Annotated in this window: 12 protein-coding genes; 9 read left to right on the top strand and 3 right to left on the bottom strand. The window is 62.9% G+C overall.

Going from position 1 to position 13,251, the window contains the following annotated elements:
• Positions 1 to 210: 210 nt before the first annotated feature.
• Positions 211 to 558 (bottom strand): FxLYD domain-containing protein, encoded by a 348-nt coding sequence (locus tag K9L28_09915; GenBank protein MCF7936642.1) that lies wholly within the window; start codon positions 556 to 558, stop codon positions 211 to 213.
• A 185-nt stretch (positions 559 to 743) separates the two neighbouring features.
• Here K9L28_09915 and radA point away from each other — a divergent pair, with 185 nt between their 5' ends.
• The 5 genes from radA to K9L28_09890 all read left to right on the top strand — a co-directional run bounded on the left by radA (position 744) and on the right by K9L28_09890 (position 7,929).
• Positions 744 to 2,081: a DNA repair protein RadA gene (gene radA, locus K9L28_09910; GenBank protein ID MCF7936641.1), complete on the top strand. Its 1,338-nt coding sequence runs from the start codon at positions 744 to 746 to the stop codon at positions 2,079 to 2,081.
• Complete coding sequence (locus tag K9L28_09905; protein ID MCF7936640.1) at positions 2,074 to 3,378, top strand: nodulation protein NfeD; 1,305 nt, start codon at positions 2,074 to 2,076, stop codon at positions 3,376 to 3,378. The genes radA and K9L28_09905 overlap by 8 nt, the downstream gene beginning before the upstream one ends.
• Positions 3,379 to 3,416: 38 nt before the next feature.
• On the top strand, positions 3,417 to 4,304 hold the full coding sequence (locus K9L28_09900; protein ID MCF7936639.1) for a slipin family protein: 888 nt from the start codon (positions 3,417 to 3,419) through the stop codon (positions 4,302 to 4,304).
• A gap of 185 nt (positions 4,305 to 4,489) precedes the next feature.
• The gene (leuS, locus tag K9L28_09895) at positions 4,490 to 6,973 is read left to right on the top strand and encodes a leucine--tRNA ligase (protein MCF7936638.1); all 2,484 of its coding nucleotides are present in this window, start codon (positions 4,490 to 4,492) and stop codon (positions 6,971 to 6,973) included.
• Positions 6,973 to 7,929, top strand: coding sequence for a hypothetical protein (locus tag K9L28_09890; GenBank protein ID MCF7936637.1), 957 nt, complete (start codon positions 6,973 to 6,975; stop codon positions 7,927 to 7,929). The genes leuS and K9L28_09890 overlap by 1 nt, the downstream gene beginning before the upstream one ends.
• A 91-nt stretch (positions 7,930 to 8,020) precedes the next feature.
• On the opposite strand, the gene rpsT is transcribed toward K9L28_09890, so the two are convergent.
• Entirely contained in the window at positions 8,021 to 8,287 is a 267-nt protein-coding gene (gene rpsT / locus K9L28_09885; protein MCF7936636.1) for a 30S ribosomal protein S20, read from the bottom strand.
• Positions 8,288 to 8,384: 97 nt separating this feature from the next.
• The gene (locus tag K9L28_09880; protein MCF7936635.1) at positions 8,385 to 9,038 is read right to left on the bottom strand and encodes a GntR family transcriptional regulator; all 654 of its coding nucleotides are present in this window, start codon (positions 9,036 to 9,038) and stop codon (positions 8,385 to 8,387) included.
• A 186-nt stretch (positions 9,039 to 9,224) separates the two neighbouring features.
• Between K9L28_09880 and K9L28_09875 the strand changes: the two genes are divergently transcribed.
• The 4 genes from K9L28_09875 to K9L28_09860 all read left to right on the top strand — a co-directional run.
• Complete coding sequence (locus K9L28_09875; GenBank protein ID MCF7936634.1) at positions 9,225 to 9,977, top strand: SDR family oxidoreductase; 753 nt, start codon at positions 9,225 to 9,227, stop codon at positions 9,975 to 9,977.
• Between the two features lie 29 nt (positions 9,978 to 10,006).
• Positions 10,007 to 10,774, top strand: coding sequence for an SDR family oxidoreductase (locus K9L28_09870; protein ID MCF7936633.1), 768 nt, complete (start codon positions 10,007 to 10,009; stop codon positions 10,772 to 10,774).
• 55 nt (positions 10,775 to 10,829) lie between these two features.
• Positions 10,830 to 12,224 carry an aminomethyl-transferring glycine dehydrogenase subunit GcvPA gene (gene gcvPA, locus K9L28_09865; protein ID MCF7936632.1) on the top strand — a complete coding sequence of 465 codons (1,395 nt, stop codon included), beginning with the start codon at positions 10,830 to 10,832 and terminating at the stop codon, positions 12,222 to 12,224.
• A 34-nt stretch (positions 12,225 to 12,258) separates the two neighbouring features.
• Positions 12,259 to 13,251: aminotransferase class V-fold PLP-dependent enzyme (locus tag K9L28_09860; GenBank protein ID MCF7936631.1), on the top strand; the 993-nt coding region annotated here is incomplete at its 3' end.

Genomic DNA, 13,251 nt, shown 5'->3' with positions numbered 1-13,251 from the left:
GGTAGCGGACAGCCCCTTGCGGATGCGTAGAGGGACCGATCAGGCCACCTCGGTCTGTAGAAGGGCTTCGGGGGCCCAAAGGAATTGCAGTATGATGCAAGGGTTTCCCTTAAGGGAAACCCTTCGGGTCTTCCGGGGATTTCTGTTATAGTTTCAGTTAACAGATCCGTTCCTGCGCTGTTCTTCCGTGGGTATCCGACGGTGGGTTGTTCACTTGGCGAGGAGGAACTCCATCTCGCAGTACAGGGCGTTGACGGGCTCCTGGAAGGTGGTGCGGAAGGGAACCGCCGTACCGGCGTCGATCTCCTCCAGGGTGATCATGAAGACCTTGCGCTCCTGCCCGTTGGCATTGTAGACGTGGACGTTGAAATAGGCGGTTCCGTAGTCCTCCGGGGTTTCGTTGACAACCGTGCCTCTGCACTCCCAGTAGTTTCCCGTCAACGGGGTCAGCTCGTTGACGCAGTAGGTGAAGCCGCCGCCTGCCTCCAGCATTGTGCCCGCCGCAGCGGTGGTACAGAAGAGCACGAGAACAACGAGTGCGACTGCCAGACGTTTCATAGAGATCACCTCTTCAAAAAAGATAGGACCACAGGGATCGATGTGCCGCAAGGGCACCGAACAGGCTATATTTTATCACAATGATGCAGAAAATGGCAGATGGGCGACGGATATCTGTTGTCGAAGCCTGCGCTTGCCGATAGAATGGTAAACAGGAAAAGGGCGGGGCGAAGGAAGACGGTCTTATGGGCAGAAAGCAGCAGACACGCTACCAATGCACCGAATGCGGCCACGTGAGTGTGACCTGGACGGGGCGCTGCCCGCAGTGTGGCGCCTGGGGCACCATGGAGCAGGAGATGGAGACGAAGGCGGCGCCGACAGGAGTCGCTGCGGTGTCGGCGGAGACGCTGGACCGCGTCGAACGGCCGTCCCGGTTCCCGGCGGGCATCGGCGAATTCGACCGTGTTCTGGGAGGCGGTTTTGTCCCCGGTTCCGTCGCTCTGGTCGCCGGCGAGCCGGGGATCGGCAAGTCCACACTGCTGCTTCAGGTCTGTGACGGGATCACCCGGCAGGGCAGGCGGGTGCTCTATGTCTCCGCCGAGGAGTCGCTCTCCCAGGTCGCCGACCGGGGCGAACGGCTCGGAATCGACACCGGGGCCCTGGAAGCCCTTTCCAGAAGCGATACCGCCTTCCTCGAACAGTACAGCGGCCGCTACGACATCATCGTCGCCGACAGCGTGCAGGCCCTGCAGGATCCGGAGCTCGACGGCTGGCCGGGCTCGGTGAATCAGGTTCGCTCGGTGGCCAGGAGGCTCATCGAGGCGGCCAAGGTCTCCGGAACGGCGGTGGTGCTGATCGGCCATGTCACCAAGGAGGGACAGGTGGCCGGCCCGAAGATGCTGGAGCATATGGTGGACGTGGTGCTGCTCTTCTCCGGCGAACGAACGTCGCCGCACCGGATCCTCCGTTCCGTCAAGAACCGGTACGGAAGCGTGGACGAGATCGGGGTCTTCGAGATGGCCGAACAGGGGCTCCGGCCGGTGGCGGCGCCGGGGAATCTCTACTGGAGCAATGCGGGCGGCGGTGTGCCCGGCGTGTCCAGCGGGATCGTGATCGAAGGCACGCGCCCCTTTGTGGCGGAGGTGCAGGCGCTGGCCTGCCCCACACCCTATCCCTACCCCAAACGGACAGCCCGCGGGGTGGAGGCGAACAAGCTGCAGCTGCTGCTGGCGGTGCTGGAGCGGCGCTGCGGTCTGTCGTCGCAGAACCAGGATGTCTATGTCAACATAGCGGGGGGGATGCAGGTGCGCGATCCGGCGGCCGATCTGGCGATCAGCTTTGCGGTGGCCTCGTCGCTGCTCGACAGAACGTTGCCGGTGGATCTCTGCCTTCTCGGCGAGGTGGGACTGGCCGGGGAGATCCGTCCGGCCGTGATGATGGAGCGGCGGCTGAAGGAGGCGGCCCGGCTGGGCTTTACCAGGGCACTGGTGAGTGCCCATGCCGAGGGCGAACCGCCCCGCGGCATGAAGGTCTCCAGGGCCGACTCCCTCTCCGAGGCGTTGGGAGGTATAGTGAATGAATAAACGAGTGCTGGTGCGGTTGTGGTTGGTGCTTGCCCTGGCGGTGTCCTTTCCGGCGCTCTGCAGCGCCCAGGTCGCCGTGACACCCATGGAGGGCGTCGTGGGCCAGACCATGGAGGAACATCTCGGCAACGCCGTCGCGGCGGCGGAGGAGATGGAAGCGGAGCTGCTGGTGCTGGAGATCGACACGCCCGGCGGTTTGGTGAGCTCCATGCGTGAGATCGTCCAGAGGATCCTGAACGCTCCGCTGCCGGTGGTGGTCTGGGTGGCGCCCACAGGCGCGCGGGCCGCCTCGGCGGGAGCCTTCATCGTGCAGGCCTCCCATGTGGCGGCCATGTCGGAGGGGACCAATATCGGTGCCGCTCATCCCGTGACGACGTCTGGAGGTGATATCTCCGAGGAGATGAACAAGAAGATCACCAACGATCTGGCGGCGCAGATGCGGTCGCTGGCGGAGCAGCGGGGAAGGAACGAGGATGTGGCGGCGAGGATGGTGACGGAGAGCATCTCCCTGACGGCCACGGAGGCTCTCGAAGCGGGAGTTGTGGATCTGGTGGCCTCGGACCGGGAGAGTCTGCTCGCTTCCCTGGACGGGCGGGTGATCGACTTCCAGGGCGGAGAACGGACGCTCCGCACAGAGGGCGAGGCGGTCTCGGAGATCCCCGTGGATCCCAAACTGAAGATCCTCGGGGTGATCTCCAGGCCGGATATCGCCTATCTGCTCCTTGTCGCCGGGGCCTACGCCATCCTCTTTGAGGTGCTCTCCCCCGGCGGATTCGTCATGGGCGTCTCCGGCGGTGTCATGATCCTCCTCGGTGCCTTTGGCCTGCGTATGCTCCCCTTCAACTGGGCGGGGATTGTGCTGCTGGTGGCGGGCATCGCCGTGATGATCACCGACCTGCTTGTCGGGAGTCTGGGGGTGCTGAGCCTTTTCGGCGCCGCCGCGCTTGCTGTCGGCGGACTGATCCTATTCCGTGCCCCGGGGGGTGAACTCTTGCATTTTTCCTATGAAGTGGTCATCGGCGGTGTGGCGGTGCTCACCATCTTCTTCCTCGTGGTCATCTGGGCGGTGCTCCGTTCGATGCGGGGCAAGGTCCAGTCGGGTGCCGAGGGCCTTGCGGGAAGCAGCGGCACTGTAACGAAGGCCCTCGAACCGGAAGGGTTCATCATGTGCCACGGCGAATACTGGCGGGCGGTTTCGGAGGATGGCGAGACGATATCAGATGGAACGGTTGTACGTGTTGTGCGGATGGAGGGGCTGAAGCTCATCGTCCGGGCAGAAGAGGGGAACCTCGACTAGTGGGTAACTCAGGAATGCTGTGAGAGGAGGAACAGGAAATGCTCGACGCAATCATGCAGTTTATCTCCAATCTCGGGATGAATATCGGCGCGCTGCTGCTGCTGGTGATCATCCTTGCCGCAGCGATCAAGATCGTCCCCGAATACCAGCGTGGTGTGGTCTTCCGGCTGGGGCGTCTGATCAAAACCAAGGGACCCGGCCTGGTGATCATCATCCCCATCATCGACAGGATGCTGAGAGTGGACCTTCGTGTGGTCAACCAGGATGTGCCGGTGCAGGAGATCATCACCAAGGACAATGTACCGGTCAAGGTCAACGCCGTCATCTACTTCCGTGTGCTGAATCCGAATCAGTCGGTGGTAGAGGTGGAAAACTACATCTCTTCTACCAGTCAGCTGGCCCAGACGACCCTCCGGGCTGTGGTGGGGCGATCTGAACTGGACGAGGTGCTTTCCAACCGGGAGAAGATCAACGCCGAGCTCCAGCAGATCATCGACGAGCGCACCGATCCCTGGGGTGTCAAGGTCAGCGCGGTGGAGGTCAAGGAGCTCGAGCTCCCGGAAGGCATGAAGCGGGCCATGGCCAGTCAGGCCGAGGCCGAGCGGGACCGCCGGGCCAAGATCATCAACGCCGAAGGGGAGTACCAGGCCGCCGAGCGGCTGACCCAGGCGGCAATGCTGATGGAGCGTTCCCCGGTGACACTGCAGCTGCGGTATCTGCAGACCCTGCGGGAGGTGGCGGCGGAGAACAACTCCACCACCCTCTTCCCGGTACCCATCGATCTCCTGAAGGGATTCATGAAGGTGGCTCAGGAGCATGTCACCACAGGGATCGACGAGCGCGAGAAAGGCATGGACGTGCGGACCCAGGGCGAGGCGGACCGCAGCGAACCGGAGAATCCCGAGAGCGAAGAGAGACAGGGGTAGCCCCCTGCTGTTCTGGCCGAAGCATGCATCGCAAAGGCGGGGCGCTACGCCCCGCCTTTGCGTGTGCAGGCGGCCGGGGCTATAATGTCGGCACTGTTATGTAATCCACGCTGGGGTGGAACGCAACCGATGCCTCTGTTCCAGCAGGGAGCAGGAGACACACTTTGCCGGGGGGGTAACAGGACGTGGGATACGACTTTACAGGCATTGAAGAGAAATGGCAGCGGTACTGGGAAGAAGAAGGGGTCTTTCAGGTAGCCACAGACCCGGAGAAGGAGAAGTTCTACTGTCTCGAGATGTTTCCCTATCCGAGCGGGGCGCTCCACATGGGACATCTCCGCAACTACTCGATCGGAGACCTCCTGGCGCGGTTTCTCTGGATGAATGGCTACAACGTCATGCACCCCATGGGGTACGATGCCTTCGGACTGCCGGCGGAGAACGCGGCGATCCAGTACGGTGTCCATCCCAACACGTGGACCTGGAGCAATATCGAGAAGATGACCGAGCAGCTCAAGCGGATGGGCTGCAGCTACGACTGGCGGAGGCGTGTGGAGACCTGCAACCCCGACTACTACCGCTGGACCCAGTGGATCTTCCTCCAGCTCTACCATCAGGGGCTGGCCTACCGGAAGAAGGCGCCGGTGAACTGGTGTCCCCAGTGCCAGACCGTCCTGGCCAACGAGCAGGTCATCGACGGCGGGCACTGCTGGCGCTGCGGATCGGTGATCCGGAAGAAGAATCTCGAACAGTGGTTCCTCCGCATCACCGCCTACGCCCAGGAGCTGCTGGACTCCCTTGAGGATCTGCCTGGATGGCCGGAGCGCGTCAAGGCGATGCAGCGGAACTGGATCGGCCGCTCGGAAGGCATGCGGCTGGCCTTTGCCATCGAGGGGCTCGACCGGACGATGGAGACCTTCACCACCCGTTTCGACACCATCTACGGTGTCACCTTCATGGCCCTGGCGCCGGAGCATCCCCTGGTGGAGGAGCTCGCCGGGCACTCTGCGGAGGGCGAAGAGATCCGGGAGTTCCTCCGGAGCGTTTCCCTGGAAAGCGAGATGGAGCGGACCGCTGCCGAGACGGAGAAACGCGGTGTCTTTACCGGCTTCTACGCGCTCAACCCCGTCAACGGCGAACGGGTGCCCATCTATGTGGCCAACTACATCCTTATGGAGTACGGAACCGGCGCGATCATGGGCGTCCCCGCCCACGATCAGCGTGACCTCGACTTTGCCCGGAAGTACGGCATCCCCGTGCGCTGCGTGATCGCCCCCGAAGAGGGAACCCTCGACGAGGCCACCATGGTGACAGCCTTCGAAGAGGACGGCGTGCAGATCAATTCCGGCGAATTCGACGGCCTGCCCACAGGCGAGGCGATCCCCCGGATGATCGCCTGGGGGGAGGAACAGGGCTACGGACAGAGCGAGATCCACTTCCGTCTCAGGGACTGGCTGATCTCCCGGCAGCGCTTCTGGGGCGCCCCGATTCCCATGGTCTACTGCGAATCCTGCGGCGTCGTTCCCCTTCCGGAAGACCGGCTGCCTGTGGAGCTTCCCTATGATGTGCAGCTGCTGGAGGGCGGGAGGAGTCCCCTTCCCAACACCGAGGAGTGGCTCCAGACGACCTGCCCGGCCTGCGGCGGTCCGGCGCGCCGGGAGACCGACACCATGGACACCTTTATCTGCTCCTCCTGGTACTTCCTCCGCTACACCTCTCCCTGGACCGACAAGGCCCCCTTCCTGAAGGAAGACGTGGACTACTGGATGAACGTGGACCAGTACATCGGCGGTATCGAGCACGCCATCCTGCATCTCATGTACGCCCGCTTTTTCACCAAGGCCCTGGCGGACATGGGGATGCTCCGCGTCCGCGAGCCCTTCGAACGACTCCTGACACAGGGCATGGTGATCAAGGACGGAGCCAAGATGTCCAAATCCAAGGGGAACGTGGTGGACCCCGACGAGATCATCAACCGCTTCGGCGCCGATACGGCGCGGCTCTTCATCCTCTTCGCTTCGCCTCCCTCCCGGGACCTCGACTGGTCCGACCGGGGTGTGGAAGGGGCCCATCGCTTCCTCAACCGGGTCTGGCGGCTGGTTACGGACAACCTCGGCAAACTGAAGGAGGCGCCCCGGGAGGCCCTCGCTATCGACCGGCTCGAGAACGCCGCGGACCGCGACATGAAACGCACCATCCACCAGACCATCGCCAATGTCACCACCGATATCCGGGAGGAGATGCACTTCAACACCGCCGTCGCCCGGCTCATGGAGCTTTCCAATGCCCTTGGGGCCTACAGACCGCAGAACGCTACCCAGTGGACGGTGATGCGCGAAGGGGTGGAGGTCCTGGTGGTCTGTTTGTCCGCCTTCACGCCCCATATCTGCGAGGAACTCTGGGCGCAGCTCGGCAACACCCCCTGTCTCGCCCGCACCTGGTGGCCCCAGGTGGAGGAGAACGCTCTGGAAGAGGAGGCCCTGACCATCGTCTACCAGGAAAACGGCAAGCTCCGGCACCGGCTGCAGCTGCCGGCTGGGCTCGGCAGGGAGGAACTCCAGCAGCGGGTGCTGGACGACGGGGAGGTGCGGCGCCGGCTGGAGGGCAAGGAGATCGTCAAGGTGATCGCCGTCCCGGACAAGCTTGTCAACGTCGTGGTGAAGACATAGTGCCGCATCTGATCATCATCAGCGCCGCTGGGACCGCCCAGCGGCGCTTGCTTCTCGATACCCGGAAGCGGCTTTCCCGCGAAGGCTACGAATACGGCGGCAAGATCGGGGACGCGTCGGACTGGCGGGATGTCTTTGTGCCGCTGGATACCCCCGGCCTCTTTGCCCGGCGCCGCTTTGTGGTCCTGGAGGAACCCGGGGAGCTCAGGGACATCCCAAAAGATCTCCGGCCGCGTCTGGAGGGCCATGATGCCGCAACGGTTATCATCGCCCTCTACGCGGACGCCCCGTCGAAGTATCTCGCCAAGGAGGTGCGGGACGCTGCGGAGATCCTGCGTCCGGAGTCCCCTCCGAAATGGGGGAAGGCCCGGTTGCGGTGGATCGAGGAGCAGGGGCGTTCGGCAGGGGTCCGTCTGCAGGCGGGGGCGACGGCGCTGCTCTCGGAGTGGTTCGACGATCCCGAGGAGATGCGGAGCGAGCTCGCCAAGCTTGCCCTGCTGGCGGCGGATCGGCCCGTCACCGAGGAGGATGTCCGTCTGGCCTGCGTCGACGAGGGCGAGGGCGCCCTCCTCCAGCTGCTCGACGGGGTCTGCCGCGCCCGACGCGGAGAGGTGCTGCATGCGCTCTCCCGTGTAGAGCGTCACGAGGACATCCTGCGGGTGACCGGGGCGCTGTACAACCGTCTCCGTATCGCGCTGTTCATGCAGCTCTTCCCCGGTGGAGCCGGGGAGGCCATGCAGAAGGTGCTGAAGACACGGAAGTACCAGCACCGCCTCGCCGGTGAGGCCTGCAGGCACTACCGATGTGCAGAGCTCCAGCAGGTGGTTGTCGGTCTGGCGGGGTTGAGCTGCGGGGAGAAGTGGGGGCAGGGGACAGGCTGGAAGGGGCTGGAGCTGCTTGTGCTGGAACTCGTTGACCGGAGTCGGCCGTCGGATGGGAGGCCCCCGGGCAGGTAGCAACAAAAAAAAGACAAGAGCCGAACGCGTTTCCCGCGCCCGGATCTTGTCTGAAACAAAGCCTCTCCGCTACCGATGTGCTCTCTGCGAGCTAGTTCTGCATTCCATGGACCTTCGAATTCAAGCGTTTCTTGTAGCGTGACGAGGTGTTTTTATGGAGGACGCCCTTTACGGTAGCCCTGTCGAGCACCGAATAGGCGCGGTTGAGACGCTGCATGGCCAGCTCTCTGTCGCCGGCTTCCACCGCCTGGATCACGCGTTTGCGGGCCGTACGGCTCATGGTACGCCAGTGCTTGTTGTACACCCTCTGCTTTTCGGATGTACGGATCCGTTTCTCCGCTGATTTATGTGTCGGCACATCTGTCACCCCCTTTGTAGCACGAGCGGTATTGTATCACGGTGGTACCTGCACGGCAACAGAAGAGATCCGCCTGCAGCTATTTTGAACCTGACGGTTATCCCAGCTGGCACTTCAGTTGCTGTTCGGACACGGCGATGTGTTGTTCCATCAGCGTCTTCGCCTGCTGGGCGTGCCCCATACGCATCGCCCTGACGAGCGCCCGGTGTTCTCCCAGACTGGGATTGGTGTCGAAATCGAAGAAGGACTCGAAAAAGACCATGTAGGCGAAGGTCCGGGTCAGGAGGTTCTCCAGGTAGTCGATGAGCACGGAGTTGCCGCCGGCTTCGGCGATGATGAGGTGGAAGGAGCTGTTGATATCGATATAGCGCTCCAGATCCCGTTCCTGGAAGATCTCCTCCTCTTCGGCGATGTTTTCCTCCAGCCGGCAGAGAAAAAGCGGGGTAATCCGGGGCATCGCCAGCTGGATGGAAAGCGACTCCAGATGCTGGCGTACCTGGTAGGTATCGCGGACCTCCTGCTGGGTCGGCGAGGCCAGCCTGGCCCCTCCATTGGGGATCAGATCGACAAGATGGTCCGAGGCGAGCCGTCGCAGTGCTTCACGCACCGGTGTACGGCTTACCTCCAGGCCTTCGGCCAGTTCCTTTTCGGGGAGGCGTTGTCCGGGAGTGAGCTCCTTTTTGAGAATCTGCTGCTTCAGTCTGTTGTATACGATATCTGTGGAGCTTGGATAGACCACAGGTCCCCTCATTTGTATGTGTTCCCTCCTACAGATGGAATGACAGCCATTCTACCATGACCTGGCGATACGGCTTGACAGCGGCCAGTCCAGGGCCTATGCTTTGTATACCAAGTATACGCTGAATACCGATTCGCGTCCAGAGGCGGTATGATGCCGATGGACACGATATATGTGGCCTTTGGAAGGAGGTTTTCGATGGGTTTGTACAGTGATCTCCAGAACAAACGGGTGGTGGTCACCGGCGGCGCCAGCGGGATCGGCTACGCCACGGCGGCGCGCTTTCTCGACGAGGGAAGCCGTGTGGTGATCCTTGACATTCACAGTGAAGGGTTGGACGCGGCGGAAACCGCACTCCCCGGCCTTGAAGGGGTCGTGCAGACGGATGTCGGGAGTCCCGAGGAGGTGCAGCGGGCCTTTGCCGAGGTCGACAGACTGATGGGCGGGATCGATGTGCTCATCTCCAATGCGGGCGTGAGCTATCGCTGTCCCTTTCTGGATATCCCGCCGGAGCAGTGGTCCCGGGTGATGGATATCAACCTCGGCGGGATGTTCCACTGCTCCCGGGAGGCCATGTCGCGGATGGACGCCCAGGGGAGCGGCGTCATCCTGATGACGGCGTCCACCAACGGGACGGAAGGGCACCCCTACTACACCGACTACAATGCCTCCAAAGCCGGTGTGATCCTGCTCACCCAGACCATGGCGCTGGAGTTCGCCCCCCGGGTGCGCGTCAACGCCATCTGCCCGGGCTACGTGTTGACGCCCATGCAGAAGGCGGAGTACACGCCGGAGATGCTGGAGGCGACAAACCGGAAGATACCGATGCAGCGCCACGCCCAGCCGGACGAGATCGCCGCGCTCTTTGCGTTTCTCGCTTCGGAGCAGGCCTCCTATATCACCGGTTCGGTGATCCCCATCGATGGCGGCGAGACGGCAGGGCTCCAATAGCCCAATCAGGAAAGGACGATGCGACGGTGATGGATTTCCAGAAGACCTTTGGACTTGAGGGAAAGGTAGCGGTGGTCACAGGTGCCGCTTCGGGGATCGGCAGGGGTTGCGCCCGCTTTCTCGCTGAAACGGGTGCTTCGGTGGTGCTCGCCGATATCAACCGTAGCGACGGCGAGGCGGCGGTCTCGGAGCTCGGGAAAGCGGCGCGCTTTGTGGAGTGTGATGTCACCTCCGCCGACTCCTGCCGCAGGATGGCCGAGACCGTAGGGAACGCCTTCGGCGGGGTGGATATCCTGGTCAACTGCGCCGGGGTGATCCGGCGGCAGAGTGTGGTGGATCTCGAGGAGAAGGACTGGGATATCTCTCTCGATGTGACGCTCAAAGGTGTGTACATGGTGTCCCGGTTCGTTGTTCCTCTGCTGGAACGGCGCGGCGGCGGCAGCATCATCAACATCGGATCGGGCTGGGGGATCAGCGGCGGCCCGAAGGCAGCCGCCTACTGCGCGGCCAAGGGCGGTGTGGTGAACCTGACGCGGGCGATGTGCATCGACCACGGTCCACAGAACATCCGGGTCAACTGTGTCAGCCCCGGCGATGTGGATACGCCGCTGCTCAGAGAGGAGGGGCGCCAGCTCGGCATGGACGAACAGGAGTGGCTGAAAGAGAGCGCCGACAGGCCCATCGCGCGGCTCGGCCGGCCCGAAGACATCGCCAGGGCGGTCTACTTCCTGGCAAGCGACCTCTCCCAGTGGGTGAGCGGTGCCAATCTTGTCGTTGACGGAGGAGGAACGGCTTGACATCAAAGGTTCTTCCCGCAGGAGCATTTCCACATATACGAAGGAGGTAACGAGAATGGCAGAGAGGTTTGGTACACATCCCTACATTCCCAACTCCGCGCCGGAGAACAAAGAGGCCATGCTGAAGGCCATCGGTGTGGAGGACATCGAGGCGTTCTACGCCTGTATCCCCCGGGAGCTGCGGCTTGCCGAGGACGGGATGGAGCTTCCCGCGCCGCTTCCCGGCGAGGCCGCGTTGCAGCGGCATATGCAGCGGCTGATGGGTCAGAACGGCAGCTGCAGCGAGTACATCAACTTCCTCGGCGCCGGCTGCTATCAGTGCCATGTGCCCGCCGTCTGCGACGAGATCGCCCAGCGCTCGGAGTTCCTCACCGCCTATGCCGGCGAACCCTACGAGGACCACGGGCGGTTCCAGGCGCTCTTCGAGTACACCAGCATGATGGCCGAGATGCTCGATATGGATGTGGTCAATGTCCCCACCTACGACGGCTCCCAGGCGGCGGCTACATCACTCCGTATGGCTTCCCGCATCACCGGGCGGTTCCGTGTCCTGGTGGCGGAAACGGTGCATCCCGACAAGGTCAGGATGATCCGCAACTACTGTTCGCCCCAGATCGCCGTGGAGCCCATTCCCTACAACGAACGCACCGGGCATCTCGATCTGGCTGCACTGGAAGAGCAGCTCGCCGATGACGTTGCAGCCGTACTGTTCGACAACCCCACCTTCCATGGGGTGGTGGAGCCCCAGGGGAAGCGGGTTGCCGAGATGGTCCACGCTGTCGGCGGATTGCTGATCGTCGCCGTTGACCCCTCCTCGCTGGGCGTGCTGCAGCCGCCCTCCCGCTACGGCGCCGACATGGCCTGCGGCGATGTGCAGCCCCTGGGCATGCACATGCTCTACGGCGGCGCCCGCGGAGGCTTTATCGCGACACCTGACGACCCCGCCTTTGTCCAGGAGTATCCTTCCAGGCTCTTCGGGATCGCACCCACCACCCACGGTGAGTGGGGCTTCGGCGATGTGGCCTGGGAACGAACCTCCCTGGCTGTCCGGGAGAAGGGCAAGGAGTTCGTCGGGACCGCCGCCGCGCTGTGGGGCATCACGGCCGGCGCCTATCTGGCGCTCATGGGCCCTCAGGGAATGCAGGACCTCGGCAAGGGCATCCTCCAGCGTTCCCGCTATCTTGCCGCTAAACTCGGAGAGCTCGACGGTGTGCGCGCCCCTTCGCTGGAAGGCTCCTTCTTCCGGGAATTCGTAGTGAATTTCGACGACACCGGGCGGAAGGTCGGCGAGATCAACGCGTTCCTCCGCGGCAAGGGGATCTTTGGAGGCTACGATCTGTCGGAACAGTACCCGGCGCTTGGCCGGAGCGCGCTCTACTGTGTGACCGAGGCCACGACGCAGGAGGATATGGACACTCTGGTGGCTGTGCTGAAGGACTACCTGGCCTGACCGGGCCTGCGAGAAAGGAGTGTTGACAGTGGGAATGAACATGACAACGAAACTCCGTGATTTCCACCAGGCTCGCTGGGACGAGCCGATCATCTACGAACTGAGTGCGCCCGGCGAACGGGGGATACTCGTGCCGGAGACGGAACCAGAGGTGCAGGCGGTTGCAGGGGACGGCCTGTCAGGCCTTCCCGAAGGGATGGTCCGCCCGGAGGCTCCCAATCTGCCGGAGATGGGGCAGATGCGGGTGCTGAAGCACTACCTCCGCCTTTCCCAGGAGAATCTCGGTGCGGACCTGAATATCGATATCGGCCAGGGAACCTGTACCATGAAGTACAGTCCCAAGATCAACGAACGTTTCGCTACCCATGAATCGGTGACGGAGCTCCACCCGTACCAGGATGAAGGAACGACCCAGGGCGTTCTGCAGATGATGTACGATCTCGATCTGTATCTCCGCCAGGTTTCCGGAATGGACCGGTTCTCCCTGCATCCCGGCGGCGGATCCCACGCCCTTTTCACCATTGTCTCCATTATCCGGGCCTGGGTGGAGGCCAGGGGAGAGGCGGACCAGCGCGACGAGATCATCACCACCATCTTCAGCCACCCGTCGAATTCCGCCGTGGCGAAGCTGAAGGGCTTCAAGGTGATCACCATCTACCCCGACAAGGATGGCCGCCCCGATATCGAGGCCCTCAAGGAGGCCGTTTCGGAGCGTACCGCCGCACTGCTGATCACCAACCCCGAGGATATCGGCATCTACAACTCCAGGATCAGGGAGTTCACGCGCATTGTCCACGAAGCCGGCGGTCTCTGCAGCTACGACCAGGCCAACGCCAACGGAATCCTGGGGATGACCAGGGCCAGGGAGGCGGACTTCGATCTCTGCTTCTTCAATCTCCACAAGACCTTCTCGGCCCCCCACGGCTGCGGCGGTCCCGGCGGCGGTGCCATCGGCGTCACCGAAGAGCTGGCCCGTTTCCTTCCGGTACCCCTGGTGGACATGGATGTACAGAAAGAGCGGTACTAC

The organism is Synergistales bacterium (assembly GCA_021736445.1).
Taxonomy (GTDB): Bacteria; Synergistota; Synergistia; order Synergistales; family Aminiphilaceae; genus JAIPGA01.
This window is presented reverse-complemented; position numbering and strand designations above follow the sequence as displayed.

Excerpts from the sequence above, each read along its gene's own strand:
- K9L28_09905 (MCF7936640.1), top strand. The coding sequence starts at position 2,074 with ATGAATAAACGAGTGCTGGTGCGGTTGTGGTTGGTGCTTGCCCTGGCG.
- K9L28_09915 (MCF7936642.1), bottom strand. The coding sequence starts at position 558 with ATGAAACGTCTGGCAGTCGCACTCGTTGTTCTCGTGCTCTTCTGTACC.
- gcvPA (MCF7936632.1), top strand. The coding sequence starts at position 10,830 with ATGGCAGAGAGGTTTGGTACACATCCCTACATTCCCAACTCCGCGCCG.
- K9L28_09900 (MCF7936639.1), top strand. The coding sequence starts at position 3,417 with ATGCTCGACGCAATCATGCAGTTTATCTCCAATCTCGGGATGAATATC.
- K9L28_09875 (MCF7936634.1), top strand. The coding sequence starts at position 9,225 with ATGGGTTTGTACAGTGATCTCCAGAACAAACGGGTGGTGGTCACCGGC.
- radA (MCF7936641.1), top strand. The coding sequence starts at position 744 with ATGGGCAGAAAGCAGCAGACACGCTACCAATGCACCGAATGCGGCCAC.
- K9L28_09880 (MCF7936635.1), bottom strand. The coding sequence starts at position 9,038 with ATGAGGGGACCTGTGGTCTATCCAAGCTCCACAGATATCGTATACAAC.
- K9L28_09870 (MCF7936633.1), top strand. The coding sequence starts at position 10,007 with ATGGATTTCCAGAAGACCTTTGGACTTGAGGGAAAGGTAGCGGTGGTC.